This window comes from Streptomyces sp. NPDC059002 (assembly GCF_042740435.1).
GTDB lineage: Bacteria > Actinomycetota > Actinomycetes > Streptomycetales > Streptomycetaceae > Streptomyces.
This window is the reverse complement of the sequence record NZ_JBHYJI010000079.1, coordinates 19041-40203: the sequence shown is the minus strand read 5'-3', so window position 1 is coordinate 40203 and position 21163 is coordinate 19041. Positions and strand designations below refer to the sequence as shown.

21 protein-coding genes are annotated in these 21163 nt (G+C 72.4%); 4 read left to right on the top strand and 17 right to left on the bottom strand.

The genetic code is table 11. From position 1 onward, the window contains the following. Positions 1–56: 56 nt before the first annotated feature. The 3 genes from ACFWZ2_RS39560 to ACFWZ2_RS39550 form a co-directional block, all read right to left on the bottom strand. Positions 57–1199 (bottom strand): prephenate dehydrogenase, encoded by a 1143-nt coding sequence (locus ACFWZ2_RS39560; protein WP_384554320.1) that lies wholly within the window; start codon positions 1197–1199, stop codon positions 57–59. Positions 1200–1215: 16 nt separating this feature from the next. Further along, positions 1216–1644, bottom strand: coding sequence for a hypothetical protein (locus ACFWZ2_RS39555; RefSeq protein WP_384554318.1), 429 nt, complete (start codon positions 1642–1644; stop codon positions 1216–1218). Between the two features lie 110 nt (positions 1645–1754). Next, complete coding sequence (locus ACFWZ2_RS39550) at positions 1755–1967, bottom strand: DUF5988 family protein (protein WP_384554316.1); 213 nt, start codon at positions 1965–1967, stop codon at positions 1755–1757. A gap of 143 nt (positions 1968–2110) precedes the next feature. Here ACFWZ2_RS39550 and ACFWZ2_RS39545 point away from each other — a divergent pair, with 143 nt between their 5' ends. Next, a complete protein-coding gene (locus tag ACFWZ2_RS39545) occupies positions 2111–2905 on the top strand; it encodes a thioesterase II family protein (protein WP_384554314.1) in 795 nt (264 codons plus the stop codon). Here ACFWZ2_RS39545 and msrB read toward each other — a convergent pair. The 4 genes from msrB to ACFWZ2_RS39525 all read right to left on the bottom strand — a co-directional run bounded on the left by msrB (position 2886) and on the right by ACFWZ2_RS39525 (position 6309). Beyond that, a complete protein-coding gene (msrB, locus tag ACFWZ2_RS39540; protein ID WP_384554312.1) occupies positions 2886–3293 on the bottom strand; it encodes a peptide-methionine (R)-S-oxide reductase MsrB in 408 nt (135 codons plus the stop codon). The two genes, ACFWZ2_RS39545 and msrB, sit on opposite strands and share 20 nt — an antisense overlap. 13 nt (positions 3294–3306) lie before the next feature. Beyond that, positions 3307–4701 carry a UDP-N-acetylmuramate--L-alanine ligase gene (gene murC, locus ACFWZ2_RS39535; RefSeq protein ID WP_384554310.1) on the bottom strand — a complete coding sequence of 465 codons (1395 nt, stop codon included), beginning with the start codon at positions 4699–4701 and terminating at the stop codon, positions 3307–3309. A 153-nt stretch (positions 4702–4854) separates the two neighbouring features. After that, positions 4855–5313, bottom strand: coding sequence for an indole-3-glycerol phosphate synthase (locus ACFWZ2_RS39530; protein ID WP_384554322.1), 459 nt, complete (start codon positions 5311–5313; stop codon positions 4855–4857). 150 nt (positions 5314–5463) lie between these two features. Next, complete coding sequence (locus ACFWZ2_RS39525) at positions 5464–6309, bottom strand: pyrimidine reductase family protein (protein ID WP_384554308.1); 846 nt, start codon at positions 6307–6309, stop codon at positions 5464–5466. 36 nt (positions 6310–6345) lie between these two features. Here ACFWZ2_RS39525 and zapE point away from each other — a divergent pair, with 36 nt between their 5' ends. The 3 genes from zapE (at position 6346) to ACFWZ2_RS39510 (ending at position 9916) form a co-directional block, all read left to right on the top strand. After that, positions 6346–7437: a cell division protein ZapE gene (gene zapE / locus ACFWZ2_RS39520; RefSeq protein WP_384554306.1), complete on the top strand. Its 1092-nt coding sequence runs from the start codon at positions 6346–6348 to the stop codon at positions 7435–7437. Positions 7438–7585: 148 nt separating this feature from the next. Then, complete coding sequence (locus tag ACFWZ2_RS39515) at positions 7586–8947, top strand: PhoX family protein (RefSeq protein WP_384554304.1); 1362 nt, start codon at positions 7586–7588, stop codon at positions 8945–8947. A 54-nt stretch (positions 8948–9001) separates the two neighbouring features. Next, entirely contained in the window at positions 9002–9916 is a 915-nt protein-coding gene (locus tag ACFWZ2_RS39510) for a PPK2 family polyphosphate kinase (RefSeq protein ID WP_384554302.1), read from the top strand. Between the two features lie 30 nt (positions 9917–9946). Here ACFWZ2_RS39510 and ACFWZ2_RS39505 read toward each other — a convergent pair whose 3' ends face one another. From ACFWZ2_RS39505 to ACFWZ2_RS39460, 10 genes are all read right to left on the bottom strand, one after another. Continuing rightward, complete coding sequence (locus ACFWZ2_RS39505) at positions 9947–10879, bottom strand: NADP-dependent oxidoreductase (protein ID WP_384554300.1); 933 nt, start codon at positions 10877–10879, stop codon at positions 9947–9949. A gap of 207 nt (positions 10880–11086) precedes the next feature. Beyond that, complete coding sequence (gene sph, locus ACFWZ2_RS39500; RefSeq protein WP_384554298.1) at positions 11087–12073, bottom strand: sphingomyelin phosphodiesterase; 987 nt, start codon at positions 12071–12073, stop codon at positions 11087–11089. Positions 12074–12236: 163 nt separating this feature from the next. Next, positions 12237–12821 (bottom strand): TetR/AcrR family transcriptional regulator, encoded by a 585-nt coding sequence (locus ACFWZ2_RS39495; RefSeq protein ID WP_384554296.1) that lies wholly within the window; start codon positions 12819–12821, stop codon positions 12237–12239. 29 nt (positions 12822–12850) lie between these two features. Next, positions 12851–13279 (bottom strand): RidA family protein, encoded by a 429-nt coding sequence (locus tag ACFWZ2_RS39490; protein ID WP_384554294.1) that lies wholly within the window; start codon positions 13277–13279, stop codon positions 12851–12853. Next, positions 13276–14490 carry a Cmx/CmrA family chloramphenicol efflux MFS transporter gene (locus ACFWZ2_RS39485; RefSeq protein WP_384554293.1) on the bottom strand — a complete coding sequence of 405 codons (1215 nt, stop codon included), beginning with the start codon at positions 14488–14490 and terminating at the stop codon, positions 13276–13278. Before ACFWZ2_RS39485 ends, ACFWZ2_RS39490 begins: the two co-directional genes overlap by 4 nt. A 173-nt stretch (positions 14491–14663) precedes the next feature. Further along, positions 14664–15824, bottom strand: a complete 1161-nt coding sequence (locus ACFWZ2_RS39480; protein ID WP_384554291.1) for a methyltransferase — start codon at positions 15822–15824, stop codon at positions 14664–14666. Positions 15825–16066: 242 nt separating this feature from the next. After that, positions 16067–17611, bottom strand: coding sequence for an ABC transporter ATP-binding protein (locus tag ACFWZ2_RS39475; protein ID WP_384554290.1), 1545 nt, complete (start codon positions 17609–17611; stop codon positions 16067–16069). Between the two features lie 64 nt (positions 17612–17675). Then, on the bottom strand, positions 17676–18518 hold the full coding sequence (locus ACFWZ2_RS39470) for an ABC transporter permease (RefSeq protein WP_384554288.1): 843 nt from the start codon (positions 18516–18518) through the stop codon (positions 17676–17678). Beyond that, positions 18515–19528, bottom strand: coding sequence for an ABC transporter permease (locus ACFWZ2_RS39465; RefSeq protein WP_384554286.1), 1014 nt, complete (start codon positions 19526–19528; stop codon positions 18515–18517). The genes ACFWZ2_RS39470 and ACFWZ2_RS39465 overlap by 4 nt, the downstream gene beginning before the upstream one ends. Further along, complete coding sequence (locus tag ACFWZ2_RS39460) at positions 19513–21063, bottom strand: ABC transporter substrate-binding protein (RefSeq protein ID WP_384554284.1); 1551 nt, start codon at positions 21061–21063, stop codon at positions 19513–19515. Before ACFWZ2_RS39460 ends, ACFWZ2_RS39465 begins: the two co-directional genes overlap by 16 nt. Between the last annotated feature and the right edge of the window lie 100 nt (positions 21064–21163).

The window sequence follows — 21163 nt, the reverse complement described above, 5'->3', positions numbered from 1 at the left end:
ACCAAGGGCCCGACCCGCGAAGGCGGTTCGGGCCCTTCGTCGTTCCCGTGGACCACTCACGCCGGTGTCGGCGCGTGCACCTGCCAGCCGAGCCCCGTCAGCCACAGGGCGAGCTTCTCGGCCTCGGTCTCGTCGACAAGCAGCTCGATCAGACCGCTCGGCGCCTCGGGGTCGTTGTCGATGCGCAGGTCCTCGACGTTCACCCCACGACGGCTCACGTCCGAGAGCAGCCTGGCCAGTTCGCCCTCGCGGTCGGGCAGCGCCACCCGCAGCTGGGCGAAGACGCGGTCCTGCGGGCCGTACTTGACGGGGATCCGCGCCCGCCCGTCACGGCCCTCCTCCAGCACGGTGCGCAGCCACTGCCGTGCCGCAGCGTCCTCGTCGGCACCGGCTGCCGGGCCCGCCCCTTCGCCGGTCAGTGAACGCAGCGCCCGCAGCGTCCGGTCGACGTCACCGGCGAGGACCTCCAGGGCGTCGCGGACGGCCGTCGCGTTGGAGCCGAGGATGTCCGTCCACAGCTCGGGGTCGCCCGCCGAGATCCTGGTGAAGTCGCGGAGCCCCGAGCCGACGAGCGTCAGCGCGTGCGGGTCGGCCTCGCGCAGCAGCCGCGCCGTGAGGCTGGACAGCAGGTGCGGCAGGTGCGAGGTGACGGCGACGGCCCGGTCGTGGGCGTGCGCGTCCATCGTCACGAGGGTGGCCCCGCACAGCTCGACGAGCCGCCGGGCCGCGCCCGACGTCTCGTCCGAGGTGTGCGCCGTGGGCGTGAGCACCCACGGCTTGGCGTGGAACAGATCGCCCCGCGCCGCCGCGGGACCCGGCTTCTCGCGCCCCGCGATGGGGTGCCCGCCCACGAAGCGCGACGAGTCGAAGCCGGGGCCGCCGGGCCCCGCGCGGCCGAGCGTCTTCACGCTGGCCACATCGGTGTAGTGCCGTGCGGTGCCGCGCCGTTGGGCGTCGTTGAGGACGCCGGGCACATGCCGGGGAGGCACCGCGAGCACGGCGAGGTCCGTCGGCCGGCCGGGCGCCGCGACGATGCCCGCGCCCATCGCCTCGGCGATGCGCAGCGCCTCCTCGCTGGCGTCCTGGAGATGGACGGTCACGCGGCGCTCGGTGAGGGCCAGGGCGATGGACGTCCCGATCATGCCGGTGCCGATGATCGTGACGGTGTTGACGGGGGTCATGGGGATCGCGGAGGTCAAAGGGGTCACAGTGCCCTTAGAGGGAGGCGCGGCCGAGTTTGACCAGGTTCAGCCCGGTGATGCCCTTGACGCCGCCCTCGCCCGCGGCGGGGTCGTAGTCGAAGGTCTTCTCGTCGGCACCCCACTGACCGCAGACGAGGATCTCGTGGGAGGCCTGGCTTCCGGTGGTGGTCGCCCAGTCGATCCACCAGGAGGCGCAGTAGCCGTCGGGCTCGCCGAAGCCGGAGCCGGGCAGGGTGTCGACGAGGTTCCCGGTGACCCGCGCCGTGCCGTTCTGGACGCAGATCGTGATCTCGCCCCGCGCCCCGGTGATGGAGCCGCTCTCCGTGACACAGCCCGGCTCCGCCGCGGCCCGGCCCGTGGCCGCGATGGCCGAAGGTGCCATGACCGCCGTCGTGCTGCCGACGAGCGCGGTGAGCAGGGCCGCGTTCAGGAGTCGCTTCATGGGAAATCGCCTTCCGATCTCAGCGTGACAGGACTCCCGAACGCTAGCCACGGCCGTTATCACGCGCTTATCAGGAAAAGACGATCAAGCTGGGCCGCGATACGACCCCGCTATTCGGCCACGTACGTGCGGCGGACCCATTCGAATACGTGGAGTTCACCGCCGTCGTCGTGCGCGTGGCGGGATTCCGTCGGCTCGAAGTGCTCGTACCGGTTCCCGAGGAAGAGCTTGAACTTCTCCGTGGTGTCCGCCACGTAGCGGACCCGCTCCTCGTGAGGGACGACGGATCCCCCGCGCAGCAGGACATTGGGAGTGTGCGCCATGAGAAATTCCCCTCCATGTCGATCAGACGTTTTCCAACGCGCCCAGGAGGAGCCTCGGTTCCGGCACTAAGGCCGCTCTTTCCACCGACTAAAGCATCGGGACATTTAGCCGGATTTTAGAGCGGCTCGGGACCGTGTCCCGCATGAATCCCGTGGTGAACAGGCCCGCCGATCTCGACGCCTGGATCAGGAGTTTCCATGACGCCGCCGACGACGCCGACAAGGGTGTACGTCTGGTGTGCCTGCCGCACGCCGGGGGCAGCGCGAGCTTCTTCCATCCGTTCTCGGCCGCGCTCGCACCGCACGTCGACACCTACGCCGTGCAGTACCCCGGGCGGCAGGACCGCAGGAACGAGCCGTGCGTGGACACCGTCCCCGAACTCGCGGACCGGCTCTTCGACGTCCTGAAGGAGTGGCAGGACCGCCCTCTCGCCCTGTTCGGGCACAGCATGGGCGCGACCCTCGCCTTCGAGATCGCCGTACGCATGGAGGAGCGGCTCGGCACGTCCCCCGCCGCGCTCTTCCTCTCGGGACGGCGCGCGCCCTCGCACTTCCGCACCGAGCTCGTGCACGAGCGGGACGACGAGGGCGTCCTCGCCGAACTCGCCGCGCAGGGCGGCACGGACATGCGGCTGCTGCGGGACCCGGACGTCCTCGCCATGGTGCTGCCCTCGATCCGCAGCGACTACCGCGCCATCGAGACCCACCGCGCCGACCCCGACGCCTCCGTGACCTGCCCGGTCACCGTCCTCACCGGCGCCAAGGACGGCAAGGTCACCGCGGCCGAGGCCGCCGCCTGGCAGCGCCACAGCCGCGGCGCCTTCGCCCTGCGGACGTTCCCCGGCGGTCACTTCTTCCTCAACGACCACCGGGACACCGTCGTGGACCTCATCCGTACGACCCTGCGGGGCCTGGACCTCAGCCCTCGTCGGCCGTGAGCCGCAGCGAGATCGAGTTGATGCAGTACCGCTGATCCGTGGGCGTCGGATACCCCTCGCCCTCGAAGACGTGCCCGAGGTGCGAGCCGCACCGCGCACAGCGCACCTCGGTCCGCACCATCCCGTGCGACGTGTCCTGGATCAGCTCGACCGCGTCGGTGTCCTTCGGGTCGAAGAAGCTCGGCCAGCCGCAGTGCGACTCGAACTTCTCGCCGGAGGTGAAGAGTTCGGCGCCGCACGCCCGGCAGGAGTACACGCCCTTGGTCTTGGTGTCGGTGTACTCACCCGTGAACGCGGGCTCCGTGCCGGCCTGGCGCAGGACCGCGTACTCCGAGGGGCTCAGCTGCGCGCGCCATTCCTCGTCCGGCTTCTCGACGTCGTACGACATGTCTCTGAACCCCTTACTTCGACAGCTCGGCCAGGATCTGCGGGCCGAGGTCCGTGACGTCGCCCGCGCCCATGGTGAGAACGAGATCACCGGCCTTCGCCATTCCCGCGATCTCCCGCACCGCGTCCGCCTTGTCGCCCGCGGCCCGCACGTCGGCGCCCGCCGCGCGTGCGGCGTCGATGATCAGGGCGCTGGTGATGCCGGGGATCGGGTCCTCGCGGGCCGGGTAGATGTCCAGGACCACGGAGGAGTCGGCGAGCGCGAGGGCCTGGCCCATCTCCTTGCCCAGTTCCTGGGTGCGCGAGAAGAGGTGCGGCTGGAAGAGGACGAGGATGCGCGATTCGCCCGCGGCGGAGCGCATCGCCTCCAGGTCGGCCGCCATCTCGGTCGGGTGGTGCGCGTAGGAGTCGATGACCTGGACGCCGGCCGCCTCGCCCTTGAGCTGGAGGCGGCGCTTGACGCCGGTGTACGACTTCAGGGCGCCGGCCAGGTTCCGCGAGGGGATGCCGAGGGCGATACCGGCGGCGAGGGCGGCGACCGCGTTGTTCGCGTAGTGGCGGCCGGGCACCGAGACCGTGAAGGTGAGCAGCTTGCCGTCGAGCAGGACGGTGACCTCGCTGGTCAGGCCGCGCGCGGTGATCTTGTGGATGCGCAGGTCGGCGCCCTCGGCCTCGCCGTAGGTGACGACCTTCAGCCGCCCCAAATCACGCAGCCGCTTGGTCAGCTCCACCGCGCCCGGCTGGTCGGCCGAGATCACCAGCGTGCCGCCGGGGACGACCTTGCCCGCGAAGATCTCGAACGACTCGTAGATCTCGTCCATCGACGCGTAGTTGGCGTGGTGGTCGAGCTCCACGTTGAGGACGATGGCGACCTCGGGCGCGTACTTGTGGAAGCTGCGGTCGCTCTCGTCGGCCTCGGCGACGAAGATGTCGCCCGCGCCGTGCAGCGCGTTCGAGCCCGGCACGTCCAGGTCGCCGCCGATCGCGTACGACGGGTCGAGGCCGAGGGTGGCGAGCGTGACCGCGAGCATCGAGGTCGTCGTGGTCTTGCCGTGCGTGCCCGCGACCGCGATCGGGCGCAGCCCGTCCATCAGGGCGGCGAGCGCGTCCGAACGGTGCACGACGGGGATGCCGAGCTCGGTGGCGCGGGCCAGCTCGGGGTTGTCGGCGCGGATCGCGGAGGAGACGACGACACAGGTCGCGTCGGCGGCGAGGTGCGCGGCGTCGTGCCCGATGTGGACCGTGGCGCCGAGCGCACGCAGCGCCTCGGCGGTGGCGGACTCACGGGCGTCGCTGCCCGCGACCTGCGCGCCGCGCTGGGCCAGGATCTTCGCGATCCCCGACATTCCGGCCCCGCCGATGCCGATGAAGTGCGGTCGGTCCATGGCGGTAGGAAGGCCGGGTGCCATGCGTGTGTCTCCCCAAGTCGTACGTAGCTGAGCCCCCCAGCCTAGTAGCAATCGGGCCCCGCAAGGGGCGCGGGACCGTGACACCAGCAGCTCCGCCGCGGGGCGCGACGAGCCACAGCGAACCCGCGGACGGCTCACCGGCCCCGCGAAGCGCTACCCCGCCGCGCTGTGCGAGAACAGCTTCAGCACCGGCACCCCCACCTGGTGCCGCGCCCGCGAGGCCCAGTCCCGGTGGAAGAACTCCTCCACGTAGTGGGGATCGGTCAGCACGATGACCTCATCGGCGTCCACGTCGTCGACCAGGCTCTTGAGGGCATCCAGCGGATGGTCCTCGATGAGTCGCCCCGTGGCCGCGCAGCCCGCCGCCCGCAGCGCGAGCAGGGAGACCTGGAGCGCCTGCTCGCCGGGGCCCGTCGCGTCCTGCCCCTCGGGGGTCTCGCCCTCCCGCGCCGCCTCGTCGAGCTCGCCGAGTGCGACGTCGTCGATGGCCCGCAGCAGGCGGTCCGCCTGGTCGCCTCTGGGCTGCAGGAGCACGTGGAAGGTGACCGGCTCGTCCCCGTGCAAGGTCGTGACGAACTCCACGTCGGCGGACGTCAGGGCCTTCTCGATCATCAGTACGCTCGTGAACACTGCAGGCGCCCTTCTCCTCCGTGGGCCGTCGCGAGGCCCCTGCGGAAACCATCCTGCCCCGTGGCCGCACGGGGTCTGCGAAATCTAGTGTGCCCAGCGGAAGGCAAACGGAACGGCAGATTCCGCTGATTGTCAGATACGACGGTATCGGGTGAAGAGGAACCCGGCCTCCTCCAGTACGGACGCCAGTGCGAATTTCTCCGGCACCGCGATCGAGGGCCCGCCCGCGATCCGCTGGGCGTCCCCGCCCGCCAGCATCGGCGACAGCGTCAGACAGAGCTCGTCGAGTACCCCGGCGGCGACGAACTGACCCAGCAGACGTGGCCCTCCTTCGGTCAGCAGCCGGGTCAGCCCCTGCTCGGCCAGGGCCGGGGCCACCCGCTCCGGAGCCACCACCGCACCCTCGCCCGCGATCACCACGACGGCGCCCGCCTTCTCCGCGGCGGCCATCCGGTCGGCGGGCGCCGCGGCCCCGGTCACCACGAGCGTGGGCGTGAGTGGCGCGGTGAAGAGCGGCAGCGTGAAATCCAGGTCGAGACTGGCGCTGACCACGGCGATCGTCGGTGCGACGGCCTGCCCGGCGGCCGCCCTGCGGGCCGCGAACGCCTCACGCGCGCGGGCCGGCCGGTACCCCTCCTGGCGCACCGTCTGGGCCCCGACGACCACCGCGTCGGCGAGCCCGCGCAGGGTGCCGAAGATCCGCATGTCGGTGGCGTTGGAGATCGGCTGGGAGCGGCCGTCGTGCTGGGCCGCGCCGTCGAGCGTGGACACCATGTTGGCGCGCAGCCAGGAGGCCGCTCCGGAGGGATAGGCGTATGCGTCGGCCAGCTCGTCGAGGCTCCACTCCCGTCCGGCCGCGTCGGCCGCCCCACCCGCACGATCATCCGTACGGTCGTGCGTCCGTGCAGGTGTCCGGTCCTCCGTCCGGGCGTCCGTCCGGTCGCATGTCTGGTCGGTCACAGGGAACAGGCGTCGCATATCCGCAGTCTTGCACGCCCCTTAAGGTTGGGAACCGTGTCGTCCTCCACCGCCGCCCCCGGGCACAGCCCCATAGCCGAAGCCGCTCCGCTGTCCCTCTGCGCCCGCGAGCCCCATGTCCCCGCCGACCGTCTGGTCGCCGAGATGGTGCCGCCGCCGCGTTTCGACTCGGTCCGCTTCGATACGTACATCCCGGACCCGAACCAGCCGAGCCAGACCGAGGCCGTGCGCGTCCTCAGCGGCTTCGCGGCGGGCCTGGGCGGGGCGCACGCCTCCGGCTCGGGCAAGAAGCGCTGGTTCCAGAAGAAGGCACCGGCCCCCACGGGCCCCCGCGGCGTCTACCTCGACGGCGGCTACGGCGTCGGCAAGACCCATCTGCTCGCCTCCCTCTGGCACGCGACGCCCGCGGCGCCCGAGCAGAAGGCGTTCGGCACCTTCGTCGAGCTCACGAACCTGGTCGGCGCGCTCGGTTTCCAGCAGACCGTGCGCACGCTCAGCGGTCACCGGCTGCTCTGCATCGACGAGTTCGAGCTCGACGACCCGGGCGACACGGTGCTCGTCTCCTCGCTGCTCGCCAAGCTGGTCGATGAGGGCGTGGCGCTCGCGGCGACCTCCAACACGCTGCCGGGCAAGCTGGGCGAGGGCCGGTTCGCGGCCGTGGACTTCCTGCGCGAGATCCAGGGCCTGTCCGCCCACTTCAAGGCGCTGCGCATCGACGGCGACGACTACCGCCACCGGGGTCTTCCGGAGGCCCCCGCTCCGTACTCCGACGAGCAGGTCACCAAGGCGGCGTACGCGACCGACGGCGCGTCCCTCGACGACTTCCCGCACCTCCTGGCGCACCTGGCCAAGGTGCACCCCAGCCGGTACGGCGCGCTGACGGACGGGCTCTCGGCGGTCTGTCTGACCGATGTGACGCCGGTGCCCGACCAGTCGACCGCGCTGCGTCTTGTGGTGCTCGCCGACCGGCTGTACGACCGGGAGGTACCGGTGCTCGCCTCCGGTGTGCCCTTCGACCGCCTCTTCAGCGAGGACATGCTCAACGGCGGGTACCGGAAGAAGTACTTCCGCGCCATCTCGCGGCTCACGGCGCTCGCACGGGACGCCAAGGGGCTCGTGGGCGAGTAACTCCCGCACCGCCCGGCGCCGTTCACCGACGGCTCCGGCAGCGCGAGTGGCGCCAGAAACGGAAGCTACGCGCGTGGTTCCCGTGCACCAAGGCGCGTGGTACACACATCCGGTCATATTCCTGTCCGCCAGCAGGAGGTTGCCCACCATGTCTGCCACTCGACGTCAGGTCCTTGCCCGCACCGGTGCCGTCGGCGCGGGAATCGCCTTCACCGGAGCCCTCTCCGAACTCTTCGCGGGCTCCGCGGCCGCACTCGGCAAAGCCGGATACGGCCCGCTCGTCCCCGACCCGGCAGGGCTGCTCGACCTGCCCAAGGGGTTCCGCTACAAAGTCCTCTCGCGCGAGGGCGACGAACTGCGCTCGGGCGAGGGGAAAGTACCGAGCAACCACGACGGCATGGCTGCCTTCCGCGGCAAGCACGGCGGCGTCCACCTCGTGCGCAATCACGAGAACCGCGTCACCGGCAAGATCGGCGTACCGACGGTCGAGGGCCTGACGTACGACCCGATGGCCAAGGGCGGCTGTACGGCGCTCGCGCTCGACCGGAGAAACGACGTCGTCGGCGAGCGCGTCGCCATCGCCGGGACCGCCGTCAACTGCGCGGGCGGGCCCACCCCTTGGGGCACCTGGCTGACCTGCGAGGAGACCGAGGACAAGGCCGGCACGAACGGCTACACCAAGGACCACGGCTTCATCTTCGAGGTCGACCCGGTGGACCCGCACCGCACCGGAGCCGTGCCGCTCACCGCGATGGGCCGCTTCCAGCACGAGGCGATCGCCGTCGACCCCCGGCGCGGCATCGTCTACGAGACCGAGGACGCCTTCCTCAAGCCCTTCGGCCTCTTCTACCGCTTCCTGCCCAACAAGCCCGAGGGCGGCCGCGGTTCACTGCGCGCGGGCGGCAGACTCCAGGCGATGCGCGTGCCCGGCGTGCCCGACCTCTCCGCCGTCCAGGAGACCGGCGCGAGCTTCGACGGCATCGAATGGGTCGACGTGCCCGACCCGCTCGCGGCCCAGACCCCCATCCGCCTCCAGGACTTCGGCCCCAAGGGCATCACGCACGCGCAGAAGCTGGAGGGCTGCTACTGGGGCGGCTCGTCCGTCTACTTCGTCTCGTCCTTCGCGCACAGCAAGGACGGCTCGGCCGCCGACCACTTCGGGCAGATCTGGCGGTACGACCCGTCCAGGCGCCGCCTCACCCTCGTGATCGTCTTCGGCCCGAGCACCGACATCCAGCTGCCCGGCGAGTCCCCCGACAACATCTGCCTCGCGCCCACCGGCGGCCTGATGGTCTGCGAGGACGGTGACGGCGCCCAGCACGTGTACGGCCTCACCCGGCGCGGCGAGGTCTACGCGATGGCCCGCGGCAGGCAGAACATCGGCACCCCCGAGAAGCCCGAGTGGGGCGAATTCGCCGGGGTCACCTTCTCGCCGGACCACGACACGATGTACGTGAACTGCTACACGCCCGGCACGACGTTCGCCGTGACGGGGCCCTGGCACAAGTAGCGGCCCCTCGGCCCTCGTCGCACGATCGAGGGATACGACCGGAAGGGGTGCGCGGTGGCGAAGTCCAAGAAGGACACCAAGGGCACGAAGAAGAAGGGCAGGGGCGGCGGGAAAGCGGCCCCGGCCCTCCTCTCCGAGCTGCTGCGCATCCCCGAAGGGGAGAGGATCGACCTCTCCTCGTACGCCGCCGACGCCACGCCCGCGGGCCCCTCCGGCAAGCCCGCGGGCCTGGCCGCGACCGCCCGGATGGGTGAACGTCTCGCCGATCTCCAGGAGCGCCTGTACGCGGCGAGCACCCAGGGCGACCGCCGCCGCGTCCTGCTCGTCCTCCAGGGCATGGACACCAGCGGCAAGGGCGGCACGGTCAAGCATGTGATCGGCCTGTTCAACCCGTCGGGCTGCCGCATCAAGGCGTTCAAGGCGCCGACCGCCGAGGAGCAGAACCACCCCTTCCTCTGGCGCATCATGAAGGCGCTCCCCCAGCCCGGCGAGATCGGCATCTTCGACCGCTCGCACTACGAGGACGTGCTCATCGCCCGCGTCCGCGAACTGGTCCCCCGCAGCCAGCTCGGCCGCCGCTACGGCCAGATCAACCGCTTCGAGAAGGCCCTGACCGACGACGGCGTCACCGTGATCAAGTGCTTCCTCCACATCTCGTACGAACAACAGCGCCGCCGTCTGCTCGAACGCCTCGACAACCCGGACAAGCACTGGAAGTTCAACCCCGGCGACATCGAGGAACGCGCCCTGTGGCCCGCCTACCAGGAGGCGTACGAGATCGCCCTGGAGCGCTGCTCGACGGATGCGGCCCCCTGGTATCTGATCCCCGCGGACCGCAAGTGGTACCGCAACTGGGCGATCAGCAGGCTCCTCCTGGAACACCTGGAGGAGCTGGACCCCCAGTACCCGAAGGCGGACTTCGACGTCGCGGAGAGCCGAAGTCGCCTCCAGGAGACGAAGAACCGCTGAGGCGGCGGCCCCGCGCCCCACGGCGCACGGTCAGACCGTCAGGACGATCTTGCCGGTGGTGCGGCCCTTCTCGCCCAACTCGTGGGCCCGGGCGGCCTGTTCGAGCGGGAAGACCGCGTCCACCAGCACCCTCAGGCGGCCGGACTCGACCAGGGCGGTGATCTCGCGCAGCCCGTGGTGGTCGGGCTCGACGAGCATGAAGACCGCGCGCACTCCGGCCTCTTCGGCCTGCCGGGCGGGGAACGTGTCGTCGGGCGGCAGCAGCGAGACGAGGGTGCCGCCCCTGCGCAGGGTGCGCAGGCTCCGTACCCAGTTGGGGCCGCCGACGCCGTCGACGACGACATCCACGTCGCGGACGGCGGCCACGTCCTGGGTGCGGTGGTCGATGAGTTCGTCGGCGCCGAGCGCGCGCAGCACCTCGTGCTTGGCCGCGCTCGCGGTGCCGATGACGTACGCGCCGCGCGCCTTGGCGATCTGCACCGCCAGGTGTCCGACGCCGCCCGCCGCGGCATGGATCAGGACGCGCCCGCCCGGCCGGACGTCGGCGGTGTCGACCAACGCCTGCCAGGCGGTGAGCCCGGCGAGCGGCAGGGCACCGGCCTCGACGTGGCCGAGGCCGCGTGGCCGCGGGGCGAAGTGCCGGGCCGGTGCGGTGACGTACTCGGCGTACGCGCCCGCGGGATGCGGGAAGCGCGGCATCCCGAACACCTCGTCACCGGCCTCGAAGAGCGTGACGCCCGCGCCGACGGCCTCGACGACCCCGGCCACGTCGAAGCCGAGGGTGAACGGCGGAGTCGATCCGTCGGCGAACACACCGCGTTGGCGGGTCTTCCAGTCGGCGGGGTTCACGCCCGCGGCACGCACCCGGACCAGGACCTCGCCCCGGCCGGGCTCCGGCCGCCGGGTGTCGACGACCTTCAGGACCTCGGGGGCTCCGGCCCGGTCCTGGGTCACGGCGCGCATGGTCGAAGAGTCAGAAGGGGCAAGGGGAACAGGGGAGGCAGAGGAGGCAGAGGAGGCAGTGGGAACGGAAGAAGCAGGTGCGGAGAGATTCGGCATGGATCAAGGCTGGCCCGCCGACCGCACCTGTGGTGATGGCCTGATGGCCAGGTCCCGACAGGATCCGGCCATCACGCGGTCATCGTCCCTTCCGGCCCGCGCCCGGTGCGCCTAGTACGCCGTCACGGGGTAGTGGTCCGACAGATTGGTGTACGTGTACTCCTTGCCCCAGCTGGAGACCGTCCAGGGCGCGCTCTGCTCCTTGACCACGTTGTTGGTCCAGGTGGCGGGGCGTGCGTGGCCCTTGCGGTGCAGGACGTAGTCGAGGTCCTCGCGGGGGTCGTCCGGGTAGCGCTCGGAGGCGATCGAGTTGTCCTGGGTGTCGAAGGAGTACGGGTGTCCGGTGCGCGCGTCGGCCGGGGCGAAGCCGCCGTCGGCGAGCATCGAGGCGTACTCGGAGCTGTGCGAGTCGACGTTGAAGTCGCCCGCCACGAGGACCTGTTCGTCCGCCGGGATGTTCTTGGCGGCCAGGAAGGCGTCCATCTCCTTGAACTGCTTCGCACGGGTGGCCGCGGCCTCGCCGCTGCCGCAGCCCGGGTCGGTGGACTGGGTGTGCGTGCCCACGACGTGCGTCCTGGTGCCGTTGACGTCCAGCACGGCATAGACGAAGCCCTTGTTGGAGTACGAGTCGGCACCGCACGCGTCCTTGTAGACGTACTGCTCCTTGCGCACGATCGGCCACTTGCTCAGGACCGTCACGCCGCCGTCCTCCGGGGTCACCGAGGAGTAGGCGCCGCCGGTGGCGTCCCAGCCGTCCTTGCTGCGGCCCATCACCGGGGTCTGGTGCGGGTAGCGGTCCTTGGCGTTGGCCTTGAGCGCGTCGGACGAGGAGTTGTCGAACGCCTCCTGGAGCACGACGACGTCCTGGCCCTGGAAGAAGTCGGCGGCCGGTATCGCCTTGGCCCGGTGGTCCTGGCCCCAGTTCGGGTAGAGCGTCTTGCTGAACAGGAACGTGTTGTACGTCAGCACCTTGAGCGAGGGCGGGGCGGCGGGCGCGTCGGCCGCGGTGGCGGAGGGAGCGACGGCGGCGAGCGTGGCGGCGGCGAGCACGGTGGCGATCGCGGTCGCGTGGGTCCTGCGCAGCGCTGAGTGCGACACGGAAACTCCTGGGAGTGGGGGGCTGGTTGCTGCTGTTCCCGCCGGTACGGAAGTCGACCGTGTGCGGGCGCTCGCACATCCAAGCAGCTGTGATTACTTCTGGGGATACTGCGCGTGAACACATGGTCCGATCACCCGGAAATGCCGCGCCGCCGCGCGCGGCTCACAGATCGGCGAGCGCCCCGTCCACCGTGGCGTGCAGGACGTCCTCGTCGTCCCGCACGCGGGCGAGGACCCGCAGCCCGTAGTAGGTGCTCTGCACCCGGCGGGCCACGGTCCTCGCGTCGCCGGTGGCGCGGATCTCGCCCGCGCGCCGCCCCTCCTCCACGACCGCGCACAGCTCGTCCTCGACCCGGTCGAAGGTGCGCCGCACCGCGGCCCTGACCTCCGGGTCGAGCCCGGCGATCTCGACGGCCGCGTTGATCGCGAAGCAGCCGCTCCCCGCGGGCCCTTCGCCCGCGCCGTCACCGTCGACGGCGAGCAGCATCATGGCGCGCAGCCGCTCCTTCACCGGGCCGGGGCCGCGCAGGATCGCGATCTGCTCGCCGGTGCGGGTGTCGTGGTAGTGCCGGAGTGCGCGGAGGTAGAGCTGCCGCTTGCCGCCGAAGGTGTTGTAGAGGCTCGAAGGGCCGAGTCCCGTGCTGTCGCACAGGTCGCGCGTCGATGTGCCCTCGTACCCGTGGCGCCAGAACGTCTCCATGGCCGCGGTGACGACGCGGTCCTCGTTGAACTCTCGTGGCCTGGCCATGACCTCACCGTAAACGTTTTGGAACGCCCTTACAAAACGTCGTCCGCGCCCGGCTCCACCGCGCCGACCGCCTCGATCTCGATCAGCCACGCGGGATCGGCGAGCGCGGCGACCTGGACGAAGGACTCGGCGGGGAACGGCGCGACATAGCACTCCGCACGGAGCCGGGCGAAGACGTCCTGGTGGGCCATGTCGGTGACGAAGACCGTGACCTTCACCAGACGGTCGAGGCCGGAACCGGCGCGGGTGAGAACGGTCGACAGCTGGGCGAGCGCCTGCCTGGCCTGCGCCTCGAAGTCGCCCGCGCCGACGGTGCCGCCGTGCTCGTCGACGGGCGCCTGCCCCGAGGTGAAGACGAGGTCGCCGACGCGGATGCCGAGGGAGATGCCCGCCGACTCGTACCAGTCGGGGTCGGCGGTGACACGGACGCGGCCGCCGGGCCGCCCCGCGGGGCTCATGCCTCCACCCGCACGGACTCGTGGGCGACCCGCGCCGCGGAGCCGGGCGCCCATGGGCGCTCACGCTCCGCCCGTTGGAGCCGCGCCGCCCACAGCACCCCGACCGTGCCCGCCGCCGCGAGACCGGCACCGACCCAGGCCACCGACGCGTATCCGAACCCGGCGTCGATGGTCAGGCCGCCGAGCAGCGGGGCGACGGTGTTGCCGACGTTGAACGCGGCCGTATTGGTGGCGCCGACCAGCGTCGGCGCGCCCGGTGCGAGGGTGAACACCCGTGACTGCAGGGCGGGGTTGGTGACATAGCCGACGAGGCCGAGCAGGAACACCAGGACGATCACCACGGCCGTCACCTGCGCGGTCAGGGCAAGGAGTGCGGAGAAGACCGCGAGGGCGCCGAGCCCCAGGCCGAGCGTGCCGAGCGGCCGTGCCTCGCTGGTCCGGCCGCCGATCACGATGCCCGCCATCCCGCCGACGCCGAACAGCGCGAGGATCGCGGGCACCCAGCCCTCGGGGACCCCGCTGACCTCGGTCAGGAGCGCCGCCAGATAGCTGAAGGTGACGATGACCGCGCCGAAGGCGAAGGCCGTGACGGCGTACGAGAGCCAGAGCTGCGGGCGTGCCATGCCGCGCAGTTCGGCCCTGACCGAGGGACGCTCGCCTTCGGCGCGCCCGCCGGGCACGAGGAGCAGGGTGCAGACCAGGCTGACCAGGGTGGCCGCGGCCACCGCCCAGAACGCGGCGCGCCAGCTGGCGACCTGGCTGAGCAGCGTGCCCGCGGGGACGCCGACGATGGTGGCGAGGGTGAGGCCACCGGCCACGACGGCGACGGCGCGCGCCTTGGCCGCCGCGGGGACGAGCGCGACCGCGGTGGCGACGGCGACGCCCCAGTACCCGGCGTAGGCGAGGGCGCCGACCACGCGTGTCACGAACAGGACGGCGTAGCCGGGCGCGAGGGCGCCGACGACATGGGCCGCGACGAAGGCGGCCTGGAGCGAGACGAGCGCCGTGCGCCGCGGCCAGCGGAGCGTGGCGACGGCGAGCAGCGGCGCGCCGACGACCATGCCGATCGCGAAGGCCGAGATGAGCAGTCCGGCGTCGGGGATCGAGACGCCGAGGTCGTCGGCCATGCCGGGCAGGAGCCCGGAGAGCATGAACTCCGATGTTCCTTGGGTGAAGATGCCGAGCCCAACTATGTACACCGCGAGCGGCATTGCGGTGGCCCTCCTTTGCTCGGCGCCCGCCCCGCATCTTTTGGAGCGGACGCTTCAGAACTGACGAGAGGGGACGCTAGCACATTCTGAAACGCTTGCTTCAAAACCAAATGCCTGCTGAAGAACCAAACGCCTGCCGAAGAACCGTCGGGCCGACCCCGCGGCCCGACCGCTCACCGGTGGGCCAGCCTCCAGAGCGAGGTGACCTCGGCGGCGCGGGCCGCGTGCAGCGGGTCGGCGCGGTCCGCGGCGCGCGGATGGCGCGGCACCGTGTCGAGGCGGCCCGCCACCCGCAGCCCCGCCGCGTCGAAGGCCGCCAACAACGCGCCGCGCGACCGCAGTTGGAGGTGCTCGGCCAGATCCGAGAGGACCAGCCAGCCCTCGCCGCCCGGCTCGAGGCGCTCCGCGAGCCCGGTCAGGAAGCCGGACAGCATCGCGCCGCCCGCGTCGTACACGCCCTGCTCGACGGCGGACGTCGGACGGGCGGGCAGCCACGGCGGATTGCACACCACGAGCGCGGCGCGGCCCGTCGCGGGGTAGAGACCTTCGCCCTCGATCTCCACCTGCCGTGCCAGGCCCAGGCGTTGGACGTTCTCGCGGGCGCAGGCGAGCGCGCGCGGGTTGATGTCGGTGGCCACGACGCGGTCGAGGCCGCGGCGGGCGAGCACCGCGGCGAGCACGCCCGTTCCGGTGCCGAGGTCGAACGCCGTCCGCGGGCCGGGCCCGCCCCGCACCGCCGCGACCGGCAGCGGGGCCCGCGCCACCAGGTCGACGTACTCCCCGCGCACCGGCGAGAACACACCGTAGTGCGGATGGATCCTGGCGCCGATGGCCGGCACCGCGACGCCCTTCACGCGCCACTCGTGGGCGCCGATCACGCCGAGCAGTTCACGCAGGGACACCGCCGTCGGCCCCTCGGGCTCTCCGTACGCCGCACGGCAGGCCGCGCGGACGTCGGGCGCCCTGCGCAGCGCGAGGGTGTGCTCGCCGTCGAGCAGCACGAGCAGCATGCCGAGCACCCGGGCGCGGTGGCCGCGGGCGCGACGGCGCAGGTGGAAGGCGTCGGCGGGGGTGCGGCCCGGCGGCGGGGCCTTCCGGTCGACGCGGCGCGCCAGGGCGGCGAGCAGCTGCCGGGCGCCGTGGAAGTCGCCGCGCCAGAGCAGCGCGGTGCCCTCGCAGGCGAGCCGGTACGCGGTGGCGGCCTTCGTCCTGTCGTCGGCGACGACGACCCTGCGGGGCGGCGCGGCGCCGCTCTCGGAGTGCCAACGGGCGTACTGCTCGGTGGGGTTGGTGCCGGTGGTGTCGTACTCGGTCCACTCGATGCGGGGTGGCATCAGGACTCCTCGTGATCGCGGGGCTCAGGGACACGAAGAGCGCGTCGACGCGGGAGACCTCGGCCAGAGACCTCGGCGAGGGACCTCAAGGGTTGCCGAAAAGAGGGTCAGCAGAAAGGGAGGGGCACCGGAAAGAAGGGTGCCGGGCATCCGGCACGTCCAGGGCAGGCGCGGCCCCCGCGTCGCGGCGCGCGAGCGGGAGTCAGCCGAGGACCATGCCCAGAATCATGATCGGGACGCTGTCACACTCCCTCCTCCCCTGGCAAGCGGGCCCCCGCCGCCGACAGGATCCGCCCGGTCGCGCCGGACTCCACGGCCCGCCCCTCTTCGAGTACGAGCAGTTCGTCGGTGCGGCTCGCGACGAGCCGGAGGTCGTGGCTGATGAGGACCAGCGCGAGGGAGCGGCTCTCGCGGAGCTCCGCGAGGAGGTCCATGACGGCGTCCGCGGTCCTGTCGTCGAGGGCCGACGTCACCTCGTCGCAGACCAGGACGTCGGGGTCGGCCGCCAACGCCCGTGCGATAGCGGCGCGTTGGCGCTGGCCGCCGGAGAGCTCGTGGGGGTAGCGGTCCGCGAAGTTGGCGGGCAGGCCGACGTTCTCCAGGAGTTCGAGGACGCGGCCCCCGGCCTCGGCGCGCGTGGCACGCCCGTGCAGCCGCAGCGGGCGGCCGAGCGCGTCGCCGACCGTGCGGCTCGGGTTGAGCGTGCCCAGCGGGTCCTGCGGCACGAGCTGCAGGGAGCGGCGCTGGGCGCGGGTGCGGCCGTGTGCCGTGGGGTGCAGGCGTACGCCGTCGAGCGTGACCGTGCCTTCAGCGGGCCTGTGGAGTCCGACGACGGCACGCACGAGCGTGGTCTTGCCCGAGCCCGAGGCGCCGACGATGCCCGTGCTGGATCCGGCGGTGACGGTGAGGCCGACGCCGTGCAGGACGGGGACGCGGCGGCCGCGGTGCGTGAACGCCGCGTGGAGTCCGGCGACGGTGAGCTTCGGTGCGGCGTCCGGCGCGGGACCGGTGCGGGACGCGGGCGCGGTGTCCGCCGGGCGGTCCTGTCGTACGGCGGTCCGGGGAGCGGGCAGCGGCGTGGCCCGGCCTGCGCGGGACAGGTCCACCACGTCGTCCGCGAGGCGCGCGACGAGGTCCGTGTCGTGGCAGGACAGGGCGACGGCGAGGCGGTGGTGGGCGGCCAGATGGCGCAGGAGTCCGGCGATCTCGTCGCGCACGAACGGGTCGAGGCCCGCGGTGGGCTCGTCGAGGAGGAGTACGGCGGGGCGCCTGGCCAGCGCCCTGGCGAGCGCGACACGGCGCTGCTGGCCGCCGGAGAGCCCGCCGACGCGCCGGTTCTCAAGGCCCTGCCCCACCGGGAGCCTGACCTCGTCCAGCTGGGCGCGCAGGGCGTCGGGGCCGCGGTCCACGGCGAGTTCGGCGACGAGGCGGCGCACCTTCATCCGGGGGTTGAGGCCGGTCCCGGGGTCCTGGCCGAGGTAGGCGATGCGGTGGCGGCGCAGCGCGCGCAGGTCGGCGGCGCCGAGTTCCAGGGGGTCGCGGCCGAGGACCTCGATGCGCCCCGCGACGCGCCGGGCGCCGGGCGGCAGGACTCCGGCGACGGCCCGCAGCAGGGTCGTCTTGCCGGATCCGGAGGGGCCGACGAGCGCGGTGACGCGCCCCGGCCGGACCTCCAGCTGTCCGCCGTCCAGGAGGAGCCGCCCGTCGGGCCCCGCCACGGTGAGCCCTTCGACGCCCACCGCCACGCCGGACGGGGGCACTTGGCCCTCGGGATACCACTCGGGCATGTGGTTCACGACGCGGTCGCCTGCCTTTCGACGGTGGGCCGTACGGCCCTCTCGGTCCCGGGCCTCACAGCGCGGTCACCGCCTTCCTGCCGCTCTGCGGGACGAGGGCCGAAGCGGCCAGGTTGACGCTCATGGCGAGCAGGCCGATCGCGAGCGACGGCGCGAGCACCGCCCAGGGGTTCAGGACGATGCCTCCGGAGTTCTCGCGGATCATCAACGCCCAGTCGGCGGCGGGTGGTTGGGGGCCCACCTGGAGGAATCCCGCGGTGGCCACGAGGTAGACGGCGGCGACGAACCGCAGCCCGAAGAGGGCGAGCAGCGTGGCGCGCAGATTGGGCAGGACCTCCCGTACGACGAGATGCCATAGCCGCTCGCCACCGACCGCCGCCGCCTCGATGTAGCCGGACGCGGCGACCGGCGCCGCGGCGCCCGCGACCAGGCGTACGGCGTAGGGAACGCCCATCACCACGGCGGCCGTGATGACCGCGAGCCGTCCGCCGCCCGGCCAGGACAGCGCGATGAGCAGGATGGCGAGGACGGCGGGCAGCAGCATCAGGACGTCGGCGCAGCGTTCGACGATCCGTCCGACGGCGGGGCGCAGCGCGCCGACCGCGCCGAGCAGCGCGGCCGCGCCGGTGACGAGGGCTGCCACCAGCAGGGAGGTGGCGATGAGTTCGCGCCCGCCCGCGAGCAGCCGGCTGAGCACGTCGCGGCCGAGCTGGTCGCCGCCGAGCGCCGCGGCGCCGCCCGGTTCGGCGTACGGCGCGGTCACCGGGGTCTCGATGGCGTGCGGCGCGAGCCACGGTCCCGCGAAGGCGAGGGCGACGAGCAGCAGCGCGGGCAGCACGCGCAGGACGGCGCCGCGGCGCGGCCTGAGGCGGGCGGCCCGGGTCAGGAGTGCGGTCATGGGCGGCCTCCCGAGGCCCAGGAGCGTACGAGGTCGGCGAGCAGCAGCACGACCGTGATGACGGCGCCGGTGACGGCGACGACCCCGGCGACCAGCGGGCCGTCCCTGTCGGTGACGGCACCGGCCAGCACGGAGCCGATTCCCGGGTAGTTGAAGATGGTCTCGACCACGACGGCGCCGCCGAGCAGCATGCCCGTCGAGGTGGCGATGCCCGCGGCGACGGTGGGCAGCGCGCCCGGCAGCAGATGGTGGGTGAAGACGCGGTGGCGCGGCAGTCCGTCGATGACGGCGCTCTCCACGTGCGGCGCCTTCGCCTCGTCGGCGAGTGCGGCGCGCACGATGCGGACGTTCCAGCCGATCTGCGGGATCGCGAGGGCGAGCACGGGCAGGATCAGCATCCGCCAGGAGGCGGGCGAGCCTTCGGCGTCGGTGAGGGTGACGGCGGGCAGCAGGTCGGTCCAGAGCGCGAAGACGAGGACGAGCGCGACGGCGACGACGAACTCGGGCAGCGCGAGGATCCCGGTGGCCGTCGCGGAGACGGCCCGGTCGGCGGCGCCGCCGGGCCTGACCGCGGCCAGGCACCCGAGCGCGAGCGCGACCACGAGGGTCACCAGGAGCGCGAGGCCGCCCAGGAGCAGGGTGTTGGGCAGCGGCTTGGCGAGGATGCCCGCGATGGACTCGCCGCGCGCCGATGTGCCGAAGTCGCCGGTGGGCAGTCCGGTCATCCACTCCCAGAAGCGGGCGAGCACGGGCCGGTCGAGGCCCAGGAGTTCACGGCGGCGGGCCAGGTCGGCGGCGCTCTCGCCGCGCTCCGATGTGGCGTTGGCGGCGTCGCCGGGCAGCAGTTCGACGGCGACGAAGACGGTGCCGAGCAGGACGGCGAGCAGCAGGGCGCGGCGGGCGAGCAGACCGGTGAGGCGCAGCGCCCCGGCGAGCAGCGCGGGGCGCGGCCCCGGGCCCGCGGTCCCCGCGATCCGTTCGCCCGCCGTGCCGCTCAGCGGGCCAGCCATGCCCGCTCGAGCTGGACGCGTCCGTAGCCGGGCAGCTTGGGCAGGCCGTGCACGGGGGCGGCGGCCAGGTCGATGCCCTCGGCGACGCCCCACAGCAGATAGCCGGAGGAGTCGTGCTCGATCTTCTGGAGTTCCTGGAGCCCCTTGGCGCGCGCGGCCTCGTCCTTGGCGCCGAGGGCCTTGCGGTAGGCGGCGTCGAACTCCTCGCTGCGCCAGCCCGCCTCGTTCTGGGCGGCGCCGGAGAGCATGGTCCGGCCCGCGAGGAAGATCACCGAGTCGTTGGTGCCCCAGTACGTGGTGTAGAGGTCGCCCTTGAGCCACGTCTTGTCGTAGAACGTGGCGGACTCCTGCTTGACGACCTGGACCTTCACCCCGGCCTCGCGCACCTGGCCCGCGAAGAGCGTCGCGGACTCGGCGAGCCCGGGGACGTCCTCGGTCGTCATCAGTTCGTACGTCTTGGAGGTGTCGAAGTCGGCTTCCTTCAGCAGGGACCTGGCCTTGGCGAGGTCGCGTGCGCGCTGCGGGAGGCCCGCGTCGTAGGCGGGGTCGCCGGTGCCGAGGATGTCGTTGCCGACGGTGCCGTAGCCGGAGAGGACCTGCTCGACCATGGCCTTGCGGTCGACGGCGAGGCGCAGTGCCTCGCGGACCTTCGGGTCGGCGAACGGCCCGTCGCCCGCGCGCATCACGATCGGCATCGCCATGTCGTCGGGGCGGCGCACGATCTGGATGTCCTTGCGCTTCTCGGCCGTGCGGGCGGCGACCGCGCCGACGTTGGACGCGAGGTCGATCTGCCCGGCGAGCAGCGCGTTGGACATCGCCTGCGGGGACTCGAAGATCTTGACCTCGACGGCGTCGAGCAGCACGTCGCCGCCGTGCCAGTGCTCGTTGCGCACGAGGCGCGCGTTGCCCGAGCGGAACCAGTCGAGCTTGAAGGGTCCGGTGCCGGGGGCCCTGCCGAGGTCCTTGTCCTTGGTGCCCTTCTTGAGGACGAAGGTCGAGAGGCGGGTGATCAGGGGCAGTTCGGCGTTGGCGTAGTCGGAGACGATGACGACGGTGTCCTTGCCGTCGGCCCTGATGTTCGAGGCCTTGATGCCGGGCAGCCTGGACGGTCCCGCGGGCGTGCCGTGCAGCCGCTTCAGGGACCAGACGACGTCGTCGGCGGTGACCGGGCTGCCGTCGTGGAACGTGGCGCCTTCGGCGAGGGTGAAGCGCCAGGTCTTCAGGTCGGCGGAGGGCCGCCAACTGGCCGCGAGGCGCGGGGCGGTGTTGTCCTTGGCGCCGGGCGCGGTGAGGGTGTCGTGGACGAGCGCGATGACGAGGTAGTCGCTCTCGTTGGCCTGGGTGCCGTGCGGGTCGCGGGTCACGGCAGAGGCCCTGCCGAGCGCGCCGACCCGGAGCGTGCCGCCCTTGCGCGGTTTGCCCGCGCCGCCCGCGGCCCCCGACGAGGAGTCACCGTCTCCCGAGCATGCGGCGAGCAGCGTCGCCGCGCCCAATGCCCCACTGGCCCACAGCACTTGGCGCCTGGTGATGTCCACGTACGTCCTCGTTCCGGTCGGGGCTGCTCGTCGGGCGGCGGTGCGGAGCGCATGGCATGCGGCGGCTCCGGCACCTTAGGGTTGCCTACCCTAATTGTTG